This is a genomic window from Nocardia coubleae NBRC 108252, from assembly GCF_001612805.1.
In the GTDB taxonomy this organism is placed as follows: domain Bacteria; phylum Actinomycetota; class Actinomycetes; order Mycobacteriales; family Mycobacteriaceae; genus Nocardia; species Nocardia coubleae.
Genome location: NZ_BDBD01000010.1, coordinates 1 through 22,778, shown reverse-complemented (window position 1 = coordinate 22,778; position 22,778 = coordinate 1). Strand labels below are relative to the sequence as shown.

The window sequence follows — 22,778 nt, the reverse complement described above, 5'->3', positions numbered from 1 at the left end:
CGGCACCGGGCAGCTCGCGACGCCCTCAGATCAGCGGCTTGCCCCGGCGCCGCCTGCGCCGCATGTCGGCGAGGGTGGCGTTGAAGGGGAAGCTGCGGATGGGGCGCGGCATGCGGCCCCAGACCGCGCCGGTGGTCCGCAGCAGGCGGGCCAGGCGGCGTTCGTCGCGCTCGGTCCAGGTGAGTCCGAGTTCGGCGCGCAGGTGCTCGGGGAGCAGGCCGGTGGTGAACCAGCGATGGAAACGGGCGAAGACCACGCGCAGGGGTGGGTAGAGCATCCGCAGGTCGAGCAGGCCGTCGAAATAGGCCTTGATGGTGTCGTCGACGGTGGTCTTGGCCAGGTTGTCCGTCCAGTAGGCCTCGAAGGCCGCGCGGTCGGCGGGCCACATCTCGCGCGGCACCTGCAGGGTGGTGCCGAAACGGTGGGCGTACTCGTAGAAGGAGTCGGCGGTGTCGTCGTCGATGGGCCCGTGCAGGCGCTCCATCAGGTCGACCGAGCCCCAGTACAGGCAGGCGGCCACCCACATCTGCAGGTTCTTGTCGAAGGCGTTGTACTTCACCGGGCTCTCGGGCGTGGAGTGCACGTGCCGGTGCGCGCCGTTGATCGCGGTGCGGTAGGCGGCCCGGTCCTCGTCGGTACCCATCATCGCCACCGACAGATAGGTGATGGTGGTCCTGGTTCGCTTGAAGGGGTGCAGCATGATGCTTCCGCTGTGCACGCGCGATTCCGCGACGCCGTAGCCGACCGGGGCCAGACTGAGCTGCATGATCACATTCGCCGTTGCGCCGAAGAAGACGGCGGCGCCGTCGACGTGATCCCGGATGTCGAAGTCCGCGGGTCCGGTGTGGCTGGACCGCGAATGCGCGAGGCTGGTCATCGTTGACCCCAATTCGTCGGTGAGAGAGTTGTAGCTTGAATGTCTCATTCTGTCGTCGGGGTGTCAACGGGCGGTGGCGCGTGCCGCCGGAACGCGCCGGGCTAGCGTGGACGGATGTCCTACGGTCCGCCGCTGCTGCTCGCCTCGTTGAATCCGCTCGCCGTCGCCGCCGGGGACGACCTTCCCGATGCCGTCACCATCGATGATGCCACCGTCTCGCGCGGTGATCTGCTGGGTGCGGCCACCTCGGTCGCCGAACGGATCGGGCGCGCCGAACGGGTCGCGGTGCTGGCCGAGCCGACCCTGCGGACCGTGCTCGCCGTGGTCGGCTGCCTGATCGCCGGAGTCACGGTCGTCCCCGTCCCGCCCGACGCGGGAACCGCTGAGCGTGAACACATCCTGCGTGATTCCGGCGCCCAGGCCTGGCTCGGGGCCGCGCCGACGGACACCGATCTGCCGGTGGTTCCGGTGCGCCTGCACGCCCGGTCCTGGCACACCTACCCCGAGCCCGACCCGTCGGCCATCGCCTTCATCCTCTACACCTCGGGCACCACCGGTGCCCCCAAGGGTGTGATGCTCAGCCGGGGCGCCATCGCCGCCGGGCTCGACGCGCTCGCCGACGCCTGGAACTGGACGCGCAAAGACACACTCGTGCACGGACTTCCGCTGTTCCACGTGCACGGCCTGATCCTCGGTCTGCTCGGACCCCTGCGTTTCGGCAGCCGCTTGATCCACACCGGCAAGCCGACCCCCGAGGCCTACGCCGCCGCCGAGGGAACGCTGTACTTCGGGGTGCCGACGGTATGGTCACGCATCGCCGAGAAGCCGGAAGCAGCCAAGGAATTGAGCCGGGCACGGCTCCTGGTTTCGGGCAGCGCGCCGCTGCCGGTTCCGGTCTTCGAGAAGCTCGCCGAACTCACCGGGCACGCGCCGGTGGAGCGGTACGGCATGAGCGAAACCATGATCACGCTGTCGACCAGGGCAGATGGTGAACGCAGGCCGGGCTGGGTGGGTACGCCGGTGCGCGGCGTCGAGACCCGGCTGCGCGACGAAGCGGGCAATCCCGTCCCGCACGACGGCGTGAGCATCGGCGGCCTGCAGGTTCGCGGCCCGATGCTGTTCGACGGCTACCTCGGCCGCCCCGACGCCACGGCCCGTGACTGGACCGAGGACGGCTGGTTCCGCACCGGCGACGTCGCCGTCATCGACGCCGACGGTTTCCACCGCATCGTCGGCCGCGAGTCCATCGACCTCATCAAGTCCGGTGGGTACCGGATCGGCGCGGGCGAGATCGAAACCGCCTTGCTCGGGCATCCGGCGGTCGCCGAGGTCGCCGTGGTGGGACTGCCCGACGACGATCTCGGACAGCGGATCGTCGCCTTCGTCGTCGCCCGCGACACCGGCTCCGACGACCTCGCGTCCGAACTGATCGCGCATGTGGGCGACCAGCTTTCGGCCCACAAACGGCCGCGCGAGATCCGCTTCGTCGACGCGCTGCCGCGCAATGCGATGGGCAAGGTGCAGAAGAAGTCGCTCACCTAGCGGTTCGTGCTGCCCCGCGCGCTCAGCCGGCGGATCGGCCCGATCAGGGCGTGATACACCGGACGAACCACGCGCCCCGGCAGATACCGGTGCCGTTCCTCGGCCCACACCCGTGCCCTGGCGTGTGACGCCAGTGGCGACCACTTGTCCGGGTCCGGCGGGGCGGTGGTGTGAACTTCGATGCGGCACAGGTGTTTTGTGTTGACGAACCCGTACTGCTTCGGGCTCACCAGCCGGATCGGGGCGCCGTGGTCGCTGTCGAGGGGTTTGCCGTCGAGGCGGTCGGCGAGGAAGACGTCGTCGGCGAGGGCGTCTTCCAGCTGCACGACCGAGCGGAACTCGTCCAGGCCCTCGAAGCTGAGGTGGGTGATCGTCGCTCCCGGTGCGAGCGCGGGCTCGATCACCAGGCGGTAGAAGTCGCGGAACGGTGTGCCCTCCCAGAGCAGGTCGGTCGCCGACCATCCTGCGACGCAATGGAAGTCGGCTTTCTGTTCGCGCCGGGACAGCTGCGCCAGCTCGGTGAGCGCGATGGTGACGGGCTCGACCACGGCCCCGCAGACCTCGATCACGGGGTGCTCGGGAACCGGCGGCGGCGGGTGATGCAGATGCGTACCGAAGCGGGGGAACCCTTCGACGGCGCGTTGGCCCGGGGGAAGAAGTGCCATGCCGATCCTCCTGTTATACGACTCCGTATAACAGGTGAAACTACTCCGTGCCGGTGGCCGCGTCGAGTATTGGCTTCGTCACCCCGGCAACGAAAAAGCCCCGCACTCGGGCGAGTACGGGGCTTTTTGGTTCAGCGGATCAGGGCTGGCCGGTCGCGAACGCGATCACCGCGTCCAGGAACTCCTGGCCACCCATCACGTAACCACCGATCAGCATCCCGGCGGGGATGGTGAACAGCCACAGGAACGGGAAGAACGCGCCGATGATGCCACCGATCGCGATGCCCGGCAGGTTCTTGTTGACCTGGGCCATCAGGCGGTCGTAGGAGCTGATGTCCTTCAGTTCGGCGATATTGCCGAGCTTGGCGGTGTCCTCCGGCGTCATCGAGGCGGCCAGTTTCACGCTACGGCCGTCCTCGGCGATCTGCGGGGTCACCGAGATCGGCAGACCCGCGACCTCCGAGCGCAGCGCCGTCTGGTCGACGGTGACGCCCTCGGCGTTGCGCAGCAGCACGGCCGAGCCGTCGGCGGCCAGCTCGAAGCGGCCGTTGTCGACCGCCCAGGTGATGGTCTTGTCGGTGGGCGACACCGCGGTGGTGTAGCCGATCCCGTTGCTCACACCCGAAGTCACGCCCCCCGCAGCCACCACCGCGGGCTGTTCGGTCGCCACGGCGGGCTGACCGTTGGCGGTGGCCGCGGTAATCCCCACCGCGACAACCGACATCACAACAGCGGTAGTGAACTTTCCGAACTTCATACTTGAATCCCTCCACATTCGAAAGCCCCCCGACCGGGTGGGCGAATTCAAGCTAGCCGACCCGAAAAGCCTTGCCGCACCGGGATACCCGTCGTCAACAAACCGCAACAAATGCGATATTGCCGAATGCGGGATTCAGTCGTTGGCGTGCAGCGCGGCATTGAGCTCGATACCGGTACCCTTGCGGGGCACCACTTCCACCGCGCCGGTGGTCGAATTACGGCGGAACAGCAGATTGTTCTGCCCGGCCAGGGTGGCGGCCTTGACGACGGTGCCGTCGGGCGCGGTGACCTTGGTTCCGGCCGTCAGGTACAGGCCCGCCTCGAGCACGCAGTCGTTGCCGAGCGGAATGCCGAGACCCGCGTTGGCGCCGAGCAGACTGCGCTCACCGACCGAGATGACGGTGGTTCCGCCGCCCGACAGCGTGCCCATCGTCGACGCGCCGCCACCGATGTCGGAACCGTCGCCGACCACGACACCGGCCGAGATACGGCCCTCGACCATCGAGTTGCCGAGGGTGCCCGCGTTGAAGTTCACGAAGCCCTCGTGCATCACGGTGGTGCCCGAGGCCAGGTGCGCACCGAGACGGACGCGATCGGCGTCGCCGATGCGCACACCCGAGGGCACCACGTAGTCGACCATGCGGGGGAACTTGTCGATGCTGTACACGGTCACCGGGCCGCGGGCGCGCAGCTTGATCCGGGTCTGCTCGAAACCCTCCACCGCGCACGGGCCGTGGTTGGTCCACACCACATTGCTGAGCAGGCCGAACTGGCCGTCCAGGCTCAGGCCGTGCGGCTGGACCAGGCGGTGCGAGAGCAGGTGCAGGCGCAGGTACACGTCGTGGGCGTCGGTGGGGGCCGCCGACAGGTCGGCGATGGTGGTACGCACCGCGACCACCTCCACGCCGCGCGCCTTGTCGGGGCCGAGCAGGTCGGCGAACTCCGGCGCGTCGGCCGCGTCGAGGCGCTGGGAGCCGGTCTCGGTGAACTCGCCCAGCTCCGGGCTCGGGTACCAGGTGTCGAGGACGGTGCCGTCCGAGGTGATGGTGGCGATACCGACTGCGCTTGCTCCTTGAGTGCTCACGGGACCACATTTTGCCGCCTCGATCCAGGTCGAGGTGGCGCGGGGGCTGTGCGATGGACCACCCGGTCCGATTCCCGCACCCGGACACGGCGTCGTACGCGCGTACTACTGTCGAGATGTGACTCTCGATTTGCGCGCCGACCCCGTCCAGTTGACCGCCGCCCTGGTCGATGTGCCGAGCGTTTCCCGCGACGAGGCCGCCATCGCGGACCTCGTCGAGCAGGCGCTGCGCGATCAGACCACCGGTTTCGAGATCAAGCGGCACGGCAATGTGGTGCTGGCGCGCACGAACCTCGGCCTGCCCACCCGGGTGATCCTGGCCGGGCACCTGGACACGGTGCCCATCGCCGACAACGTGCCGAGCAGGCCCGCCGAGGTGGACGGGGAGCCGGTGCTGTTCGGCTGCGGCACCGTCGACATGAAGTCCGGTGACGCGGTATTCCTGCACCTGGCCGCCACCATCACCGACCCGGCCCACGACCTCACGCTCATCTTCTACGACGGCGAGGAGATCGCCGCCGAGTTCAACGGCCTCAACCACATCGAACGCGATATGCCCGAGTGGCTCGACGGCGACCTCGCCGTGCTCGGCGAACCCTCCGGCGGCTGGATCGAGGCGGGCTGTCAGGGCACGCTGCGCGTGCGGTTGAGCACGTCCGGTGTGCGCGCGCATTCGGCCCGGGCCTGGCTGGGGGAGAACGCGATTCACGCGCTGGCACCGGTGCTGGAACGGCTGGCCGCCTACCAGGCGCGCCAGGTCGACATCGACGGCTGCGTGTACCGCGAAGGACTCTCGGCGGTGCGCGTCTCCGGTGGCGTCGCGGGCAATGTGGTGCCCGACGTGGCCGAGGTGGACGTGAACTTCCGCTACGCCCCCGACCGCACGGTCGAGCAGGCCATCGCCCACGTGCGCGAGGTCTTCGACGGGCTCGACGTGGGTTTCCGGGTCACCGATTCCTCGCCCGGCGCCCTGCCCGGTCTCACCGCACCGGCCGCGCGCAGCCTCATCGACTCGGTCAACGCCCACGGCGGCGGCGGAGTGCGCGCCAAGTACGGCTGGACCGACGTCTCGCGTTTCGCCGCCCGTGGCATCCCCGCCGTGAACTTCGGCCCCGGCGACCCCAACCTCGCCCACAAGCGCGACGAACACGTCCCGCTCAGCCAGATCACCGCCGTCACCGCCATGCTGCGCACCTACCTCACCGCGGGTGCCCAGTAGCGTGGAGGACATGTCGAGCGAATCCGTGGATGAACAGGTGGGGAAGGCCAAACCGAAGTTCCGTGGGCCGGTGATGTTCCGACGCGAACGCAAGCCGGGAGCACGGACCGCGGACCGCAATCTTCTCGACACCCGTCAGGACAGCGAGTGGGTGCACACGGACCCGTGGCGGGTGCTGCGGATCCAGGCCGAGTTCGTCGAGGGCTTCGGCGCGCTGGCCGAGGTGCCGCCCGCCGTCACGGTGTTCGGCTCGGCGCGTACGCCGGTCGACCACCCGGAGTACGCGGCGGCACGGGCGATCGGGTCCGCGCTCACCGACGCCGGTTTCGCGATCATCACCGGCGGCGGGCCCGGGGCGATGGAGGCGGCCAACCGTGGGTCCTCGGAGGCGGGCGGATACTCGATCGGCCTCGGCATCGAGCTGCCGTTCGAACAGGGGCTCAACGACTGGGTGGACCTGGGGATCAACTTCCGCTACTTCTTCGTCCGCAAGACGATGTTCGTGAAGTACTCGCAGGCCTTCGTCTGCCTGCCCGGCGGTTTCGGCACCCTCGACGAACTGTTCGAGGCGCTCACCCTGGTGCAGACCCGCAAGATCACCCGCTTCCCGATCATCCTGTTCGGCACGGCCTACTGGTCCGGGCTGGTGGAGTGGATGCGTAATTCGCTGGCCGGGTCGGGCAAGATCTCGCCGGAGGATCTCGACCTCATCCAGGTCACCGACAGCGTCGAAGACGTGGTGCGCATCGTCAAGGAGGCGACCGGCGGACGCGGCGGCGACATCGAACGGCTCGGCACCGAGGACCAGTGGTGAACTACTCGATCTGCGTTTATTGCTCGGCAAGTACAACCGAACCGGAACTGATCGACCTGGCCTCCCAGGTGGGCACCGAAATCGCCCGTCGCGGTTGGCAACTGGTGTCCGGCGGTGGCCGGGTGTCGATGATGGGCGCGGTCGCGGCGGCCGCGCGGGCGGGCGGCGCGCACACCGTCGGGGTGATCCCCAAGCATCTGGTGCACCGCGAGGTCGCCGATACCGCCGCCGACGAACTGCTCGTCACCGACACCATGCGCCAGCGCAAACAACTGATGGAAGAACGCGCCGACGCCTTCCTCACCCTGCCCGGCGGCGTCGGGACGCTCGAGGAATTCTTCGAAACCTGGACCGGCGGTTACCTGGGCGAACACACCAAACCTGTGGTCGTGCTCGACGCCGACGGTTTCTACCGCGGGCTGTTCGGCTGGTTGGACGAGCTGTTCGAGCGCAAGATTGTCACACAGCAGGCGCGCGACCGCATCGTTGTGGCCGCCGACCTGCCAGCCGCGTTCGCCGCGTTGACACCGGCCGCGGCCCGAGGGTAGGAGATCGACGTGAGCAACGACGCCCGCGACACCGTCAGCGTGTTCGACCTGGCCAAGAAGCTGCCGGGCATGGCCATGGACGCACCGCGCATGTTGCGCAACGCACCGGGAATGCTGGTGGGGCCCAAGGACAAAGCCTCCATCGGCAAGTACTTCCAGCGGCTCGCCCACCGGCGGCCCGACCGGGTGTTCCTGCGCTTCGAAGGCCGTTCCTACACCTACCGCGCCGCCAACAGCGAGGTGAACCGGTACGCCGCAGTGCTTTCCGCGCGCGGAGTCGATCGCGGCGACGTGGTCGGCGTGCTCATGACCAACCGCCCCGAGACGCTGTTCACGGTGCTCGCGGTGCTCAAACTCGGCGCCACCGTCGGGTTGCTCAACTACAACCAGCGCGATCAGGTGCTGGCCCACAGCATCGGGCTGCTCGACAGCGTGCTGGTCGTGGTCGGTGAGGAATGCCTGGAAGCGTTCGATTCGCTGCCCGAGGCACCGGCGAACGTGCTGATGTCCGAGGAACTCGCCGAATCGGCGCGTGGCGCAACGGCTTCCGACCCCGTGGTCTGTGAGCAGGTGACGGCGGGTGAACGCGCGTTCCTGATCTTCACCTCCGGTACCACCGGTATGCCGAAGGCCAGCGTGATGACCCACCTGCGCTGGACCAAGAGCATGGCCGGGCTCGGCGGGCTCGGCGTGCGGTTGCGCGGCGACGACGCCCTGTACTGCTGCCTGCCGCTGTACCACAACAACGCGCTCACAGTGGCGCTGTCGGCGGTGCTGGCCGGTGAGTCGACCTATGTGCTCGCGCGCAAATTCTCCGCCTCCGGCTTCTGGGCCGAGATCGCCCGCGAAGGGGCCACGGCGTTCATCTACATCGGTGAGCTGTGCCGCTACCTGCTCAACCAGCCCGTACACCCCGAGGAGAAGAACAACCGAGTACGGCTCGTTGTCGGCAACGGGCTGCGGCCGGAGCTGTGGGACGAGTTCCGGCGCCGCTTCGGCATCGACCGGGTGGTGGAGTTCTACGGGTCGAGCGAGGCGCCGCTCGCCTTCGTCAACGCCTTCGGTGTCGACCGCACGGCCGGGCTGTGCCCGCTGCCGTACGCGGTGGTCGAATACGACGACGAGACCGGTAAGCCGCGTCGTGGACCGGACGGGAAGCTGCGCAAGGTGCGTTCCGGTGGCGTCGGACTGCTGCTGGCGAAGGTGAACAACCGTCAACCCTTCGACGGTTACACCGATGCGAAGGCCTCCGAATCCAAGCTGGTCCGCGACGGGTTCAAGAAGGGCGACTGCTGGTTCGACACCGGCGACCTGGTGCGCGACCAGCACTTCTGGCACATCGCGTTCGTCGACCGGCTCGGTGACACCTTCCGCTGGAAGGGCGAGAACGTCGCCACCACCGAGGTGGAGGGCGCGCTCGATCAGCACCCGAGCGTCGAGCAGGCGGTGGTGTTCGGGGTGGACATTCCCGGCACCGACGGCAAGGCGGGCATGGCCGCGATCACCCTGCACCCCGATGCCGAATTCGACGGCAAGGGGCTGGCCGCCACCGTCTACGAGCGGCTGCCGCTCTACGCGGTCCCGCTGTTCGTCCGGGTGGTCGCCGAACTCGAGCAGACCTCCACCTTCAAGAGCCGCAAGGTGGAACTGCGCAAGCAGGGCTACGCCGGCGACGCCGAGGGGCAGCTGTACGTGCTCAGCGGACCGACCGAGGGCTACGTCCCGGCCTACGACGGCTACGCCGACGACGTCGCCGCGGGTAGAGCTCCGCGATAGCGATGCCTGAACCCACCTTCTGTGGTCGGCCCGTGCCGACCGATCGCGCGCTGGTGATGGCGATCGTGAACCGCACCCCCGACTCGTTCTACGACCGGGGCGCCACCTTCACCGACCGGGCCGCGATGGACCGGGTGACGCGGGCCGTCGACGAAGGCGCCGATCTGGTCGACATCGGCGGGGTGAAGGCCGGGCCGGGCGACACGGTCGACGCGGCCGAGGAAACGCGACGGGTGGTTCCGTTCGTCGCGGCGATCCGGGAGAAGTATCCGGAGCTGTTGATCAGTGTGGACACCTGGCGCGGCAAGGTCGCCGGGGATGCCGTTGCGGCCGGTGCCGACCTCGTCAACGACACCTGGGCAGGGGCCGATCCGGAGCTCGTCCACGTGGCCGCCGACCTGGGTGCCGGGATCGTCTGCAGCCACACCGGTGGCGCCGTGCCGCGCACCCGTCCGCACCGGGTGCGCTACGCCGACGTGGTCGCCGAAGTGACCGCCACCGTGGCCGCCGCGGCCGAACGCGCGGCCGCCGCCGGGGTGCGTCGCGACGGAATCGTGATCGATCCCACTCACGATTTCGGAAAAAACACCTATCACGGGCTCGAGTTGTTGCGTGGAATCGACAGTCTCGTAAAAACCGGGTGGCCAGTGCTGATGGCCCTGAGTAACAAGGACTTTATCGGGGAGACTCTAGGTGTCGGTCTGACCGAGAGGGTCGAGGGCACACTGGCGGCAACCGCGTGGGCGGCCGCCGCGGGCGCTCGGGTCTTCCGGGTTCACGAAGTCGCCGAGACCCGGCGGGTCGTGGACATGATCGCCGCAATCCAGGGCATCCGGCCCCCCGCACGAACTCTGCGAGGTCTGGCATGAAAATCCAACACCGCGAGCCCGCCTGGGCCACTACCCACACCTGGGACACCCCTGACTGGACGGTCGGCGACCTGGTCGCCGCCAAAGCGGGTCGCACCGTTTCGGTGGTGCTGCCCGCCCTCGACGAGCAGGACACCGTCGCCGACGTGGTGGCCAGTATCCGGCCGCTGCTCGGCACCCTTGTCGACGAACTGATCGTGCTCGATTCCGGATCCACCGATGCCACCGCCGAACGTGCGCGGCGCGCGGGCGCCGAGGTGGTGACCCGCGAGGAGGCCGTGCCCGAGCTCGAGCCGGTCGCGGGCAAGGGCGAGGCGCTGTGGCGGTCGCTGGCCTGCACCTCCGGTGACCTCATCGCCTTCGTCGACTCCGACCTCATCGATCCCGATCCGGCGTTCGTGCCCAAGCTGCTCGGCCCGCTGCTGACCATGCCCGGCACCCACCTGTCCAAGGCCTACTACCGGCGCCCGCTGCGGCAGGGCGAGTCCGTGGACGCCAACGGCGGTGGCCGGGTCACCGAGCTGGTCGCCCGCCCCCTGCTGGCGGCGCTGCGCCCCGAACTGGTCCAGGTGTTGCAACCGCTCGGCGGCGAATACGCGGGTACCCGCGAACTGCTCACCGCCGTCCCCTTCGCCCCCGGCTACGGCGTGGAGATCGGCCTGCTGCTCGACACCTACGATCGCCTGGGCCTCGACGCCATCACCCAGGTGAACCTCGGCGTCCGCACCCACCGCAACCGCCCCCTCTCCGACCTCGGCGTGATGAGCCGCCAGATCCTCGGCACCGCCCTGCGCCGCAGCGGCGTCCCCGACTCCGGCGCCCCCCTCACCCAATTCCCCCTCATCGCAGGCGAATTCATCCCCCACACCACCGAGGTCTCCCTCGAAGACCGCCCCCCGATGAAAACCCTCCGCCCCGAACAGGTCGCCGCCTGACACCTCACTCCGACCGCCTCGTCGTCGCGACGAGGCGGTCGGAGGCGCGCACCCCTTGCCCTCACGGCTGCTGATCCGTACTGTTTGCCGGTTCTGGCGAATCAGCTTGTGGGAGAAGAAGTTCAGTGGTGTTGGAGGTTCAGCTCAACGGTAGTGTCCGGTGTCGGCATTGTGGGGCATCGCCGGCCATCGATGTGGATCTCGTCGGGCACTGGGGTCTGCTGATCTTCCGGGTCGAAACCACCGAGGAAGGCCCGTTCTGCCGCGACTGCGGGCTGGCGACCTACCGCGAGATCACCATCGGCAGTGCGTGGTTCGGGTGGTGGGGCGTGCAATCGCTGTTCTACAACCTCGGCGGATTCGTCGTCAACGCCAGGAACCGGCGCCGTATCGCCGCCCTGCCCGCGCCCGAGACCGCGTGGGGTCGTCGGCCGATGGATCCGGGCAAACCACTGTTCCGGCGTGTCGGCGCCCTCGGTTTCACGATCCCGCTTCTCTTCGCACTCGGGGTCGTGTTCACCGCGTACCTGCAGGATCAGGTCGAGATCGAGGAATCGATGCAGCGGGTCACCGCCGGGCAGTGTGTCGGCCGATTGACGGTCGGCTGGTTCCGTGACGAGATCCGGTGGCAGAAGGTCGCGTGCTCCGATCCGGCGGCGGAGGGCCGGGTGTTGCGCAAGGTGACGGGGTCGGCGACAGATCAGGCGGACGCGCTCGACTGCGCGGGACTGCCGACGACGCTGTTCGTCCATTCCGAGCGGGATTTCGTTGTCTGTATCGGTCCGCGGAACTGAGTGGGCGCGGTCGGCGTCTGTGAGGGGATCCGTGGTCGGGGGGTGTCCCTTTAGTTTCCGCAAGTGGTTGCGATCGGTCATGTTCGCTATTCGGTGACGACGGTTCCCTGGTGGTAGAGGATCGTCCAGTTGCTGTTGGTGCGTTGCCAGATGGTCAGTCGTCGGGTTAGTCGATCTGGTTGTTGGAGGGTGTAGGTGAGCAGGTAGGTATTCGGGGCGATCTCGCGTAGTTGGAAGTCGCTGGTCTTCCATGGGTCGCGCTGGGGCGGATCCTGTGGGGTGGCGAGTTGCCGTTGTTCGATTGTGGCCCAGACGTATTCCCTGCTGTAGCGCTGCCCGGATGCGCCGGTCTCCCAGAAATCCGGTGCTGTCGACCGTTCGAAGTCCTCGCGGGTGGTGCCGAGTTCGGGGCGGTGGAAGATCGGCTCGCGGCGTACGAGTTCGAGAAGGATGTCCTGCAGACCGGGCGCGGTGGGCCGGTCAGGCTCGCGTGTCGGGTACTCCACGACGATCATCTTGTCAGTCGCCGTCAGAGTCGGAAGTTCTATGCGGCGGCGCTGAGGACGGCGGGGTGGCGATAGAGCGTCTTGGTTTTGAGCATGGCGTAGAGAACGTCGCAGCGGCGTCTTGCCAGGCAGATGAGAGCGGCGTTGTGCATCTTGCCTTCAGCGCGCTTTCGGTCGTAGTAGGCGCGGCTGATTGGATCGTGCAGGGCGGCGAACGCGGAGAGGAACAACGCCCGTTTGAGCTTGTGGTTGCCCGATCGGGACGGGAACTCGCCGCGGATCGAGCTGCCTGATCGGTGGGTGATCGGGGCGATGCCCGCGTAGGAGGCCAGCTGGCGGGCCGAGGCGAATGCGGTGCCGTCGCCGACTTCGAGCAGGATGCGGGCGCCGGTCCTGACTCCGATGCCCGGCATCGAGGTCAGGACCTGGGAAAGAGGGTGATCGGCCAACATCTCTTCGATATCGACCGTCATTTGCTTGCGTTGCAGCAGAACAGCTTTCAATGAATCGGCGAGCTTGGGCAGGACGCTCTCGGCGGAGCGCGAGCCGGGAACAACCACTGTAAGGTAACGAGGGGCTCAGGGTGTTCGGGGGTGGATGGGGCCGGTCAGGGTGGTGAGGGGGCGGGCCGAGGTGTTGGTTCGGGTGGCGAGGATCTGGGCGAGGATGGAGACGGCGGTTTCCTCGGGGGTGTGGGCGCCCAGGTCGAGGCCGAGGGGGCTGTGGATGCGGGCGATGGTGGTGGGGGAGAGGCCGTGGTCGCGGAGGCGGGTGGTGCGGTCGCGGTGGGCTCGGCGGGAACCGAGGGCACCGATGAAGGCGACTGCAGGCAGGTCGAGGGCGGTGGCCAGCATGGGGACGTCGAATTTGGGGTCGTGGGTGAGGACGCAGACGACCGTGCGGTCGTCGATGCGGTCTGCCACGGCTTCGGCGGCCAGGTAGCGGTGGGGCCAGTCGACGACCACTTCGTCGGCGGTGGGGAAAAGTGCCGGGGTGGTGAAGGTTTCGCGGGCGTCGACGACGGTGACACGGTAGCCGAGCTGAGTGGCGGCCGTGGTGAGGGCGCGGGTGTAGTCGTTGGCCCCTGCCAGGATCATGCGGGCGGGGGAGCGGAACACCTGGACGAAGGTGCGGGGGCGGGTCGCGGCGGCAGGCGTGCAGTCCTGGGCGCCGACCATGCCGTTGTGGCCCGCGGTGAGCAGTGCGGCCGCGTCCTGGTCGAGGCCGCGCCACGGCGTGACCTGCCCGGGCCGCAGCAGCCGGCGATCCGGGGTGGATTCGAGAGTCGTGGCGTAGGCGATGGGCTGGTGCGCGGCGAGTGCGGCCCGCAGCTCTCGCAGCAGCGGAAGATCGGCGTGGTCGAGCCGTTCGACGAAGACCTCGATCTCCCCGCCACACGGCAGTCCGACGGTGAGCTCATCGGCTGCCGCGAATCGCTCCACACAGGCGGAGCCGTCGGCGAGCACCTGTTGGGCCGTCACCAGCAGCGCCGCCTCGACGCATCCACCCGAGAGCGAGCCGACGACCCGACCACCAGGGGTGACCACCATCGCGGCCCCGGTATCGCGCGGCCCCGCCCCGATCCGGTCGACGATCCGGGCCAGCGCCACCGGCCCCTCGGCGAGCAGATCGAGCACCTGCCCGAGCAGATCGCGCATCGCCCACCGGCCTCTCCACCGACTGTGACCTTTCGGTCCAGCCTAGCTAACCGCGAGCATCCCGGCGCGGTGAAAGCTCAGTCGAGGATCTCGCGGTGCTGGAGTCCGGCGGGCACGGCGCCCTGATGGAAGAACTCGTGGAAGATCTGCGCCGCGTACTCGGCGGTGAAGACCTCCTCCGGGTAGACGTAGGTGTCGTCGTCGCCGTGCGGCACGTACACCGTGGGCAGTCCGAGGCGGCTGCCGGGGAACCCGAGGGTGTAGCGGCGCGGCAGATGATCGACCGTGGTGCGCAGCTGCAGCGTCATCGCGTCGGCCGAGCCGGTGCAGCGCAGCGCCAGATCGCCGCGGGCCGCGCTCACCGATGCCGTCACCTCGGTGGCGGGCATGGGCTCGGGAAGCACCGTCAGATCGAGCGCGAAGCGCTGATGACCGTCCATCCGGCGCAGCGGGCGCAGGAAGCTGTCCACGTCCTCGTGCGGGCCGATGAAGACCTTCAAACGGTCGCTGTAGGTCACGCGGTGGGTCGTCACGACCACCTCACCGCCGACGGAGTCGATGTCGGACGCGGGAACAGGCCGGGGGCCCGCGACGCCGGCCGCGCGCACGGGCAGGACCCGGCAGGCATTGGCCTCGGGAGACGAGAACATGTGAAGCTCACCTACTCACACTCGGTTACTCGCTAGCAATCTAACCATCGGGCTCGGGTTGTGATCTATAACATTACCGTGATGCAGATCACAAAGTGCCCGTTGTTTAGATGCAGTTATGGGCGAGTCCGGTTCGCAGCGGACTTTTGGTCGGTTTCGTGCCGATAAACCGGGGTGAGTAGGTCCGCATCGACCGGTTCGCCGGTCGTGCGGTCGTATCGCACGGCGATGAGAACCGAGAACAGATGCGTGCTCGCCCGCTCGTGCAGCGTCGCCAGCCGGGTGGCCAGCAACCGGATCGCACCCAGGGAACCCGGCGGGTGCAGCCCGTCGATGAGCATCACGGTGCCGCGCCGGTCGGGGCGGGGCAGCCGGGCCAGGTAGGCGATGTCGTGTGGTTCGGTGCCGCCGGGCCGGTAGACGCGGCGCGCGGCCCGGTCCTCGATGCCGCGCCGGGTGTCGCCCGCGCGGGTGACGGTGCGTCGCAGTCGTGGATCGGCCGCCACCAGCTGACGCAGGCTCGGCGACAGCTCGGGCCCGCCGAGGACCACCAGGCCGTCGCGATTGAGATCGATGGGTCTGCCCGGTAGGAACGTCTCGACCGTCGCCACGAAACCGAGCTGGCGCAGCAGCTCGGCCAGCCGTTGCGCGGCCGCCGGATCGGGTGCGCCGAGCAGCCTGCCCGTGCGGACCTCCGGGGCAAGCACGGTGAGCGTGCCGTGTCCGAAGAACAGCCCTTCGGGCACCGGGCCCTGGGTGCTCACCTGGTGGATGCGCGCCCGCGACAAGCCCGCTGCGGCGCCGATGCGGGCGAACGTCCAGCCCTCGGCATGGAGTTCGCGGATCACGGCGCGGCGGATCCTGGTGAGTTCGTTGATGGTCTGCTGGGCAGCCGCCACCCCGTCGGTGGCTGCTTTGAGTCTCTCGACCTTGTCTTCGATCGCGAAGACTCGTGCCACGTCATCGGCCGACATGTGCGAAGTCTAGACAGCTGGACGGCGATTCGTGTCTATAACGATTGACATCGAATGTCTTGGCGCACAACGCCGATGGCGATATGCCTGTCGGCAACCACAAAGACGGCGAGGTCGGCGCGGACATCGGTGGTACGCGCGATCGGGTGGCAAATGACGACCGTGTGGTCTGTTCGCCGGGGTCAGGTGGCGTCGGAGTCGATCGGCGGCCGCTCGTTGTGCTCCAACGGCTTCGGCGCCTTCGACAACGAGGGCCCGCTGCCGGGCATTCCGCTGCTCGTGCCGAACAGCTCCTTGCGGTCCGGCACGGCCTTCTCCAGATCGCGCAGCACCGAGTCGTCGCCGCCCAGCAGATGCTTGGTGACCGCGGCACGTGGTGTCATCCCGCGCAGCTCGTTGAGTTCGGCGAGCGGTTTGCGCAGCTCGTCGAACTCCGGGCCGAGTTCCTGCTTGAGCGTGGAGGTGGCCCCGCTGGCGTAGTCGCGCAGCTGACGCAGCGACGACGTGGTCCAGCGGATCGCCCCGGGCAGGCGCTCCGGGCCGAGGATCACGAGGGCGGCGACGAGCAGGATCATCATCTCGCTCCACCCGATGTTGCTGAACACGATCCCAGGTTACCCGGCGCGCGTCGTCGCAGCTCAGTCGGATTCGAGGGTGACGGGCACGTCCACCTGCCTGCCATCGCGGATCAACTGCACGTTCACCCGCTCGCCGATCTTGTGCGACTGCACCGCGACGACCAGTTCGTCGGGGCCCTCGACGACGCGGTCACCGACCTTGACGATCACGTCGCCCTCGACGATGCCCGCCTTGGCCGCAGGTCCGCCGGCTACCACGTCGGCCACGGCGGCACCGCTGCGCAACTCGTTGGCGACGGCCTTGGTGCGCGCGCTGAGCCCGAGCTGCGGGTGGTTGACCTTGCCATCGCGGATCAGGGTCTGCGCGATCGAAGTGACCACGTCGATCGGGATAGCGAACCCGAGACCTACCGAGTTACCGGTGTTGCTCTTGATAGCGGTATTGACGCCGATCAGCCTGCCGTCCATGTCGACGAGGGCGCCACCGGAGTTACCGGGGTTGATCGAGGCGTCGGTCTGCACCGCGTCGATCACGGCATTGGTGTCGGTGCCCTCGCCACCGAGGCTCACCGGACGGTGCAGCGCGCTGACGATGCCGGAGGTGACGGTTTTCTCCAGGCCGAGCGGCGAACCGATGGCGAGCACGTCGTCGCCCACCTGCACGTCGTCGGAGCGGCCGAGGTTCGCCTCGGTGAGGTTGTCGGCGTCGACCTTGAGTACCGCGAGGTCGGTCTTGGGATCGCGCCCGACGATCTGGGCAGGCACCCGGGTGTTGTCGGAGAATTCGATCTGGATCTTGGCGTTGCCGGACTTGTCGGTGGCCGCCGCCGAGATCACGTGGTTGTTGGTGACGATGTAGCCCTGCTCGGCGTCGAGCACGACACCCGAGCCGGACGGCCCGCCGTCACCGATGATGACCTGGATCGACACCACCGACGGCAGCACCGCGTCGGCGACGGCCGCGATCTTGCCGTGTGGGGAATCGGAGCTCTCGCTCTGCTGGAGGGTGACCTTGCGCGAGGTGAGGGTGGACGCGGTCTCGGCGGTGATCCGCCCGACCAGCCCACCGACGACGGCGATACCGAGCGCGATCACGGCGAGCAAGGCCAGCGCCTTGGGCGCGACACGCGAGCCGAACAGCACCTCGCGGGCCGACAATTTGGGAGCGACAGGCAGCGGGGCGGGTTCGGGTGTCTCGATCGCCGGGGCGCCGAGGCGCGCGCCCGCGGCCGGGTCACGCCAGGGGTCGACCGGACCCGCGACGACGATCTTGCGTTCGCCGGAATCGGGTTCGCGCTGCAACAGTTCGTCTGAGCCCTCGGGGCGGGCGAACGCCTCGGCGAGCACACCGTCCGGCGGTCGGCGATCGACCAGCTCGCCGTCGTCGGAACGCTTGCCATCGCGCATCGGGTCGTGCGGGGCGAACGAACCCGCCTGGCCGTTCGGGCGGCGGAACGCGTGCGCGGTATGGCTGTCGATGTGCGGCCGGTACACCGGACGCGGGCCGAGGGTCGGCGCGTCGGAGGGCCGCAGATTCCCCCGTGACGCCGCCGAATCCGAGTTGTCGGTCGATCCGGGATTCGTCGATTCGCCTGTCACGCCCGTGACTCTACTTGCGCCGCCACGTAGTCCACCGGGCTGCGGGGAACGAATCGGTCAGGAATCCGAGAAATGCCTCGTTACGGCGGGGAGGTTCGGGCGCGGCGGCGGGCAGTTCGGCCAGCGGGATGCGGCTGAGGCTGTCGTGCAGGCTGCGTGGGACGGCGATTTCGCCCGCCCGGCGCAGCGCGATCCGCGCCTGCTGCTGGGCGTCGACTTCGGCGGCGCATTCGGGGCACACCGAGAGATGCTGGGCGGCACGCAGATAGGCGTTCATGCGCAGCTCGCCGTCGACGTAGGCCGCGATCGCCTCGCTGGCCAGATGCTCGGTGGGCTGAAAGCGCGGTGTGCGACCTGAGGATGCTGGATCCACGCTCATGCGGAGTTCTTCCTTCCGACCGACATCAACCCGACCAGGCCGGGTGTGGCCGCTCGCGGCCGTCACCCTGCGTAGGTGTCAGCGGAGTATCGCTGCTCTATTCCATTATGCGCAAGGTAGTCGCGCAGTGCCTGGCGCCCGCGGTGGATGCGGCTGCGCACAGTGCCCAGCTTGACGCCGAGCGTGGCGCCGATCTCCTCGTAGGACAGGCCCTCGATGTCACACAGCACCACGGCCGCGCGGAACTCCGGCGCGAGGGCGTCGAGCGCCTTCTGCAGGTCCGGGTCGAGGCGGGAGTCGTGGTAGGCGTCCTCGGGCGTCGGTCCCTCGGCGGGCACCCGGTCGTAGTCCTCGGGTAAGGCCTCCATGCGGATGCGATTGCGCCTGCGGACCATGTCGAGGAACAGGTTCGTGGTGATGCGGTGCAACCAGCCTTCGAACGTGCCCGGCTGGTAGCTCTGCAGGGATCGGAACACCCGGATGAAGGTTTCCTGGGTGAGGTCCTCGGCGTCCTGGGCGTCGCCGGACAGCCGGTAGGCGAGGCGGTAGACCCGGTCGGCGTGCTCGCGGACCAGTTCGTCCCACGACGGCATCACCGTGCGGTCACCGGTGGCGTCGAAAGCCGCGGTGCCGGTGAGTTCGGCATCGAGATCGTCCTCGACGGACGGCGGAAAGTCGGTGGGAAGGGTCTGGGCGGGCAGTGTGGCGTCGGAACGCGCCGTGTCTACCATCGGGATGGGACACCTCCTACTCGGGACCGCCGGCACGAAACCGAACCGGTCCGGGTCAGCGGACCTTGTCTTGTCAGAAACAACCGCCGGATGTCTGCGGTTGTTCCCGCGCCTCGTACCCGCCGCGATCGGCTGGTGTGGCAACTATTTCCTGTCGCGATATGGGGCACGTGTGGAGACCCTGAGTGGCACCTGAGAATCCTGATGTGCCCCGACACTCACCCCGCCTGGGCGCCTTCGCTGAATACACAGACCCGGTCGGTGACATAGCCTCTTAGCTGTGGCATCGAACGTGGAGCGGAACCTGGCCTATGTGGAGGAGTCCGTCGTCGAGGACGAAGTCCTCCTCGACGCGCGCGAGCGGGCCACCGAATTGGGCGCCGCGCCCGTGCCCGCGTCGGTCGGCGCGCTGCTGAGCATGTACGCGCAGATGCTCGGCGCCCGCTCGGTCGTCGAGGTGGGCACCGGCGCGGGTGTGAGCGGACTGTGGCTGCTCGACGGCATGCGTGAGGACGGAACCCTCACCACCATCGACTCCGAACCCGAGCATCAGCGGGCCGCCAAGGAGGCCTTCCGCACCGCCGAGATCGCGCCCGCGCGCACCCGGCTCATCAACGGCCGCGCCCTCGATGTGCTGCCGCGCCTGGCCGACGGCGCCTACGACCTGGTGTTCGTCGACGCCTCGCCCATGGAACATCCGCTCTACGTGGAGCAGGGTGTGCGATTACTGCGCGAGGGCGGTGCGTTCATCCTGAACAACGCGCTGCTCGGCGGGCGCGTCCCCGATCAGTCCCAGCGCGACCCGGCCACCCAGGCGGTGCGCGCCGCGACGAGGGCGATCGCGGAGAATCGCGAGCTCACCAGCGTGCTCATCCCCATCGGCGACGGGTTGCTCTGCGCGTCGCGTGGGTAGTCAGCCCACCCAGATACCCTTGCCGACGGTGACGACCCCACCGTTGCTCACGGCGAATCGTTCCCGGTCGCGGTCCAGGTCCACGCCGATGATCTCGCCCTCGCCGACCACCACGTTCTTGTCGAGGATGGCGTGGCGGACCACCGCGCCACGCCCGATGCGGACACCGGGCATCAGCACGCTGCCCTCCACGGTCGCGCCGTCGTCGATCATCACGTTGGAACTGAGGACCGAGTTGCGCACGGTGGCGGCCGACAGGATCGAGCCCGCGCCGACGATGGACTCCTGAGCGAGCCCGCCACGCGCGAACTTGGCGGGCGGCAGGTTCTCGGCGGCGCCGCGGATGGGCCAGTGCTTGTTGTAGAGGTTGAACACCGGGTGCACCGAGACCAGGTCCATGTGCGCCTCGTAGAAGGCGTCGATGGTGCCGACATCGCGCCAGTAGCCCCGGTCGCGATCGGTGGCGCCCGGTACGTCGTTGTCGGCGAAATCGTAGACGGCGGCCTGCCCGGCCGCGACAAGCGACGGGATGATGTCGCCGCCCATGTCGTGATCGGAATCGGAGTTCTCCGCGTCGGCGCGGATCGCGTCGACGAGCACGCGGGTGGTGAACACGTAGTTGCCCATCGACGCGAAGGTCATGTTCGGGTCGTCCGGGGTGCCGGGCGGATGGGCGGGTTTCTCCAGGAACTGGGTGATGCGCCCGGACTCGTCGGAATCGATGCACCCGAACGCGCTCGCTTCGCTGCGCGGCACCCGGATCCCCGCGACGGTGACGCCCGCGCCCGAGGCGATATGGCTGGCCACCATCTGCTCCGGGTCCATCCGGTACACGTGATCGGCCCCGAAGACCACGATGTAGTCGGGGTCCTCGTCGTAGATCAGGTTGAGCGACTGCATGATCGCGTCGGCGCTGCCGGTGTACCAGCGCGGTCCGAGCCGCTGCTGCGCGGGCACCGGGGTGATGTACTCCCCGGTGAAGCCCGACAGCCGCCAGGTCTGGGAGATGTGGCGGTCCAGCGAATGCGATTTGTACTGGGTGAGGACGCACAGGCGCAGATATCCCGCGTTGACCAGGTTGCTGAGCACGAAATCGATCAGCCGGTAGGCCCCACCGAACGGAACCGCGGGCTTGGCGCGGTCGGCCGTGAGCGGAAACAGTCGTTTGCCCTCGCCACCGGCGAGCACGATCCCGAGTACGTGCGGCTGGCTCCTCACCCTGTCAAAGTACAGGCCCCGGGCCCACCCGGTGGCTCATGTCGACCCGAGCGTCTAACTTTGGACCCGTGAGTGATGGCACCGACGGGGAATCAGCGATCGCGGATCCGTTGCGGGTGGCCATGCTGACCCGGGAGTATCCGCCCGAGGTGTACGGCGGTGCGGGCGTGCACGTCACCGAGCTCACCGCCCGGCTGCGCGCGCTGTGCGAGGTGACCGTGCACTGCATGGGCGCGCCGCGCACGGGCGCGGTGGTGCACCGGCCCGATCCCGAGCTGTACGCCGCCAACGCCGCGTTGCAGATGATGTCGGCGCAGCTGCGGATGGCCGACGCCGTCGGCGCGGTGGACGTGGTGCATTCGCACACCTGGTACGCGGGCCTGGCCGGCCATCTCGCCGGTGCGCTCTACGGCATTCCACACGTGCTCACCGCGCATTCGCTCGAACCGCGCAGGCCGTGGAAGGCCGAACAGCTCGGCGGCGGATACCGCCTGTCCTCGTGGTCGGAACGCAACGCCATGGAACAGGCCGACGCCGTGATCGCGGTGAGCGAGGGCATGGCCCACGACGTCCTCGACGCCTATCCCGCTATCGACCCCGGCCGGGTTCACGTGGTGCACAACGGCATCGACGCGGGCGTATGGCATCCGGGCGCCCCCACCGGCTCCGAACAACCGGTGCTCGACCGCCTCGAAGTTCGTGCCGATCTGCCGATCGTCTCGTTCGTCGGCCGCATCACCCGGCAGAAGGGTGTAGGCCACTTGCTGGCCGCCGCAGCCGATTTCGACCCCGACATCCAGCTCGTGTTGTGCGCCGGTGCGGCGGACACGGTGGAACTCGAGCAGGAAGTGGCCGGCGCGGTCGACGAGCTGCAAAACCAGCGCGGCAATGTGTTCTGGGTGAAGGAGATGCTCCCCACCGAACAAGTGCGTCAAATCCTCACGGCATCAACAGTTTTCGTCTGCCCATCGGTATACGAACCCCTCGGCATCGTAAACCTGGAAGCGATGGCATGCGCCACCGCCGTCGTCGCCTCGGACGTGGGCGGGATCCCGGAAGTGGTCGCCGACGGTGTCACAGGGCAATTGGTGCACTACGACCCGGTCGCGTCGGGCGACTACGAGCGCGCACTCGCCGACGCGGTGAACGCGGTGGCGGCCGACCCCGAACTGGCGACGCGCTACGGCCAGGCAGGCCGCGCGCGAGCCATCGCGGAGTTCGACTGGTCGAGGATCGCGGAGCAGACTGTGGAGGTCTACCGCGGGGTCATCCGCTGAGAGGGCCCGGCTGGCCGTGCCCCACCCGCCTCGGATACCTGGACAGCCGATCACCACGCTCTGGTGGCGGGAGCTACTCGGCCGATGCCGCCATCACAGTGGTGATCAACAGTCCAGGTCTGCTCGGTTTCGGGAGCACGACTTAGTTCGCCGCCTGTGCTTTTCGGCCGCCCGGCGCCAGCCGCGGTTCGCCACCTACCGCGTTCCTAGCCGCACGGCATAACCCAAGTGCGCCGCTCACCGCATTCACAGCCATTCTGAACCGCTTAAGTCCGCCATGACCTCGTTCTCAGCCACACGGCTCAACCCAAAGTGCGCCACCTGCCGCCTTCCCAGCCGCACGGCACCACTTAAGTCCTCCACCTACCGCACACCCAGCCGCACGGCACCACTCGAGTCCGCCATGACCGCAT

23 protein-coding genes and 1 pseudogene are annotated in these 22,778 nt (G+C 68.4%); 10 read left to right on the top strand and 14 right to left on the bottom strand.

Going from position 1 to position 22,778, the window contains the following annotated elements:
* Window positions 1–25: 25 nt before the first annotated feature.
* A complete protein-coding gene (locus NCO8_RS07930; protein WP_067637731.1) occupies window positions 26–877 on the bottom strand; it encodes an oxygenase MpaB family protein in 852 nt (283 codons plus the stop codon).
* Window positions 878–991: 114 nt separating this feature from the next.
* On the opposite strand from NCO8_RS07930, the gene NCO8_RS07925 reads away from it, so the two are divergent.
* Window positions 992–2,419, top strand: a complete 1,428-nt coding sequence (locus NCO8_RS07925; protein ID WP_174550304.1) for an acyl-CoA synthetase — start codon at window positions 992–994, stop codon at window positions 2,417–2,419.
* Here the strand turns inward: NCO8_RS07925 and NCO8_RS07920 are convergent.
* The 3 genes from NCO8_RS07920 to dapD all read right to left on the bottom strand — a co-directional run bounded on the left by NCO8_RS07920 (window position 2,416) and on the right by dapD (window position 4,927).
* The gene (locus NCO8_RS07920; RefSeq protein ID WP_067637729.1) at window positions 2,416–3,084 is read right to left on the bottom strand and encodes a molybdopterin-dependent oxidoreductase; all 669 of its coding nucleotides are present in this window, start codon (window positions 3,082–3,084) and stop codon (window positions 2,416–2,418) included. The two genes, NCO8_RS07925 and NCO8_RS07920, sit on opposite strands and share 4 nt — an antisense overlap.
* Window positions 3,085–3,223: 139 nt before the next feature.
* Window positions 3,224–3,841, bottom strand: coding sequence for a DUF8020 domain-containing protein (locus NCO8_RS07915; RefSeq protein ID WP_067637727.1), 618 nt, complete (start codon window positions 3,839–3,841; stop codon window positions 3,224–3,226).
* Between the two features lie 135 nt (window positions 3,842–3,976).
* Entirely contained in the window at window positions 3,977–4,927 is a 951-nt protein-coding gene (gene dapD / locus NCO8_RS07910; RefSeq protein ID WP_067637725.1) for a 2,3,4,5-tetrahydropyridine-2,6-dicarboxylate N-succinyltransferase, read from the bottom strand.
* A 118-nt stretch (window positions 4,928–5,045) separates the two neighbouring features.
* Between dapD and dapE the strand changes: the two genes are divergently transcribed.
* The 7 genes from dapE to NCO8_RS07875 all read left to right on the top strand — a co-directional run bounded on the left by dapE (window position 5,046) and on the right by NCO8_RS07875 (window position 11,882).
* The gene (dapE, locus tag NCO8_RS07905) at window positions 5,046–6,146 is read left to right on the top strand and encodes a succinyl-diaminopimelate desuccinylase (RefSeq protein ID WP_067637723.1); all 1,101 of its coding nucleotides are present in this window, start codon (window positions 5,046–5,048) and stop codon (window positions 6,144–6,146) included.
* Window positions 6,147–6,156: 10 nt separating this feature from the next.
* Window positions 6,157–6,960: an LOG family protein gene (locus NCO8_RS07900; protein WP_067637985.1), complete on the top strand. Its 804-nt coding sequence runs from the start codon at window positions 6,157–6,159 to the stop codon at window positions 6,958–6,960.
* Window positions 6,954–7,508 carry an LOG family protein gene (locus tag NCO8_RS07895; protein WP_157104830.1) on the top strand — a complete coding sequence of 185 codons (555 nt, stop codon included), beginning with the start codon at window positions 6,954–6,956 and terminating at the stop codon, window positions 7,506–7,508. Before NCO8_RS07900 ends, NCO8_RS07895 begins: the two co-directional genes overlap by 7 nt.
* Window positions 7,509–7,517: 9 nt before the next feature.
* Window positions 7,518–9,284, top strand: coding sequence for a long-chain-acyl-CoA synthetase (locus NCO8_RS07890; protein ID WP_067637721.1), 1,767 nt, complete (start codon window positions 7,518–7,520; stop codon window positions 9,282–9,284).
* Window positions 9,285–9,286: 2 nt separating this feature from the next.
* On the top strand, window positions 9,287–10,153 hold the full coding sequence (folP, locus tag NCO8_RS07885) for a dihydropteroate synthase (RefSeq protein ID WP_067637719.1): 867 nt from the start codon (window positions 9,287–9,289) through the stop codon (window positions 10,151–10,153).
* Entirely contained in the window at window positions 10,150–11,088 is a 939-nt protein-coding gene (locus NCO8_RS07880; RefSeq protein ID WP_067485770.1) for a glucosyl-3-phosphoglycerate synthase, read from the top strand. Before folP ends, NCO8_RS07880 begins: the two co-directional genes overlap by 4 nt.
* A gap of 194 nt (window positions 11,089–11,282) precedes the next feature.
* Window positions 11,283–11,882 carry a hypothetical protein gene (locus NCO8_RS07875; protein WP_067637717.1) on the top strand — a complete coding sequence of 200 codons (600 nt, stop codon included), beginning with the start codon at window positions 11,283–11,285 and terminating at the stop codon, window positions 11,880–11,882.
* Window positions 11,883–11,968: 86 nt separating this feature from the next.
* On the opposite strand, the gene NCO8_RS07870 is transcribed toward NCO8_RS07875, so the two are convergent.
* The 9 genes and pseudogenes from NCO8_RS07870 to sigE form a co-directional block, all read right to left on the bottom strand.
* Window positions 11,969–12,388, bottom strand: coding sequence for a nuclear transport factor 2 family protein (locus NCO8_RS07870; RefSeq protein ID WP_376739941.1), 420 nt, complete (start codon window positions 12,386–12,388; stop codon window positions 11,969–11,971).
* A 38-nt stretch (window positions 12,389–12,426) separates the two neighbouring features.
* A pseudogene (locus tag NCO8_RS07865) lies at window positions 12,427–12,951 on the bottom strand (transposase); the annotation flags it as partial.
* Window positions 12,952–12,966: 15 nt separating this feature from the next.
* On the bottom strand, window positions 12,967–14,046 hold the full coding sequence (locus NCO8_RS07860; RefSeq protein ID WP_067637713.1) for an XdhC family protein: 1,080 nt from the start codon (window positions 14,044–14,046) through the stop codon (window positions 12,967–12,969).
* 77 nt (window positions 14,047–14,123) lie between these two features.
* Window positions 14,124–14,696, bottom strand: a complete 573-nt coding sequence (locus tag NCO8_RS07855; protein ID WP_067637711.1) for a hypothetical protein — start codon at window positions 14,694–14,696, stop codon at window positions 14,124–14,126.
* A 116-nt stretch (window positions 14,697–14,812) separates the two neighbouring features.
* Window positions 14,813–15,670 carry a hypothetical protein gene (locus NCO8_RS07850; protein WP_067485776.1) on the bottom strand — a complete coding sequence of 286 codons (858 nt, stop codon included), beginning with the start codon at window positions 15,668–15,670 and terminating at the stop codon, window positions 14,813–14,815.
* A 182-nt stretch (window positions 15,671–15,852) separates the two neighbouring features.
* On the bottom strand, window positions 15,853–16,275 hold the full coding sequence (gene tatB / locus NCO8_RS07845) for a Sec-independent protein translocase protein TatB (protein ID WP_067637709.1): 423 nt from the start codon (window positions 16,273–16,275) through the stop codon (window positions 15,853–15,855).
* A 33-nt stretch (window positions 16,276–16,308) separates the two neighbouring features.
* Window positions 16,309–17,847: a S1C family serine protease gene (locus NCO8_RS07840; RefSeq protein ID WP_067637707.1), complete on the bottom strand. Its 1,539-nt coding sequence runs from the start codon at window positions 17,845–17,847 to the stop codon at window positions 16,309–16,311.
* A gap of 10 nt (window positions 17,848–17,857) precedes the next feature.
* A complete protein-coding gene (locus NCO8_RS07835) occupies window positions 17,858–18,226 on the bottom strand; it encodes a zf-HC2 domain-containing protein (protein WP_067485782.1) in 369 nt (122 codons plus the stop codon).
* Window positions 18,227–18,288: 62 nt separating this feature from the next.
* A complete protein-coding gene (gene sigE / locus NCO8_RS07830) occupies window positions 18,289–18,957 on the bottom strand; it encodes an RNA polymerase sigma factor SigE (protein WP_084456750.1) in 669 nt (222 codons plus the stop codon).
* 280 nt (window positions 18,958–19,237) lie between these two features.
* Here sigE and NCO8_RS07825 point away from each other — a divergent pair, with 280 nt between their 5' ends.
* Window positions 19,238–19,870 carry an O-methyltransferase gene (locus tag NCO8_RS07825; protein ID WP_067637706.1) on the top strand — a complete coding sequence of 211 codons (633 nt, stop codon included), beginning with the start codon at window positions 19,238–19,240 and terminating at the stop codon, window positions 19,868–19,870.
* On the opposite strand, the gene glgC is transcribed toward NCO8_RS07825, so the two are convergent.
* Window positions 19,871–21,088, bottom strand: a complete 1,218-nt coding sequence (glgC, locus tag NCO8_RS07820) for a glucose-1-phosphate adenylyltransferase (RefSeq protein ID WP_067637704.1) — start codon at window positions 21,086–21,088, stop codon at window positions 19,871–19,873. It lies immediately after the preceding gene.
* 110 nt (window positions 21,089–21,198) lie between these two features.
* On the opposite strand from glgC, the gene glgA reads away from it, so the two are divergent.
* Complete coding sequence (gene glgA / locus NCO8_RS07815; RefSeq protein WP_067637983.1) at window positions 21,199–22,365, top strand: glycogen synthase; 1,167 nt, start codon at window positions 21,199–21,201, stop codon at window positions 22,363–22,365.
* The last annotated feature ends 413 nt before the right edge of the window (window positions 22,366–22,778 follow it).

Bases quoted from the DNA above. Each gene is read 5' to 3' on its own strand.
- NCO8_RS07930 (WP_067637731.1), bottom strand. From the start codon at position 877: ATGACCAGCCTCGCGCATTCGCGGTCCAGCCACACCGGACCCGCGGAC.
- NCO8_RS07925 (WP_174550304.1), top strand. From the start codon at position 992: ATGTCCTACGGTCCGCCGCTGCTGCTCGCCTCGTTGAATCCGCTCGCC.
- NCO8_RS07920 (WP_067637729.1), bottom strand. From the start codon at position 3,084: ATGGCACTTCTTCCCCCGGGCCAACGCGCCGTCGAAGGGTTCCCCCGC.
- NCO8_RS07915 (WP_067637727.1), bottom strand. From the start codon at position 3,841: ATGAAGTTCGGAAAGTTCACTACCGCTGTTGTGATGTCGGTTGTCGCG.
- NCO8_RS07900 (WP_067637985.1), top strand. From the start codon at position 6,157: ATGTCGAGCGAATCCGTGGATGAACAGGTGGGGAAGGCCAAACCGAAG.
- folP (WP_067637719.1), top strand. From the start codon at position 9,287: ATGCCTGAACCCACCTTCTGTGGTCGGCCCGTGCCGACCGATCGCGCG.
- NCO8_RS07880 (WP_067485770.1), top strand. From the start codon at position 10,150: ATGAAAATCCAACACCGCGAGCCCGCCTGGGCCACTACCCACACCTGG.
- NCO8_RS07860 (WP_067637713.1), bottom strand. From the start codon at position 14,046: ATGCGCGATCTGCTCGGGCAGGTGCTCGATCTGCTCGCCGAGGGGCCG.
- NCO8_RS07855 (WP_067637711.1), bottom strand. From the start codon at position 14,696: ATGTTCTCGTCTCCCGAGGCCAATGCCTGCCGGGTCCTGCCCGTGCGC.
- NCO8_RS07850 (WP_067485776.1), bottom strand. From the start codon at position 15,670: ATGTCGGCCGATGACGTGGCACGAGTCTTCGCGATCGAAGACAAGGTC.
- NCO8_RS07835 (WP_067485782.1), bottom strand. From the start codon at position 18,226: ATGAGCGTGGATCCAGCATCCTCAGGTCGCACACCGCGCTTTCAGCCC.
- sigE (WP_084456750.1), bottom strand. From the start codon at position 18,957: ATGGTAGACACGGCGCGTTCCGACGCCACACTGCCCGCCCAGACCCTT.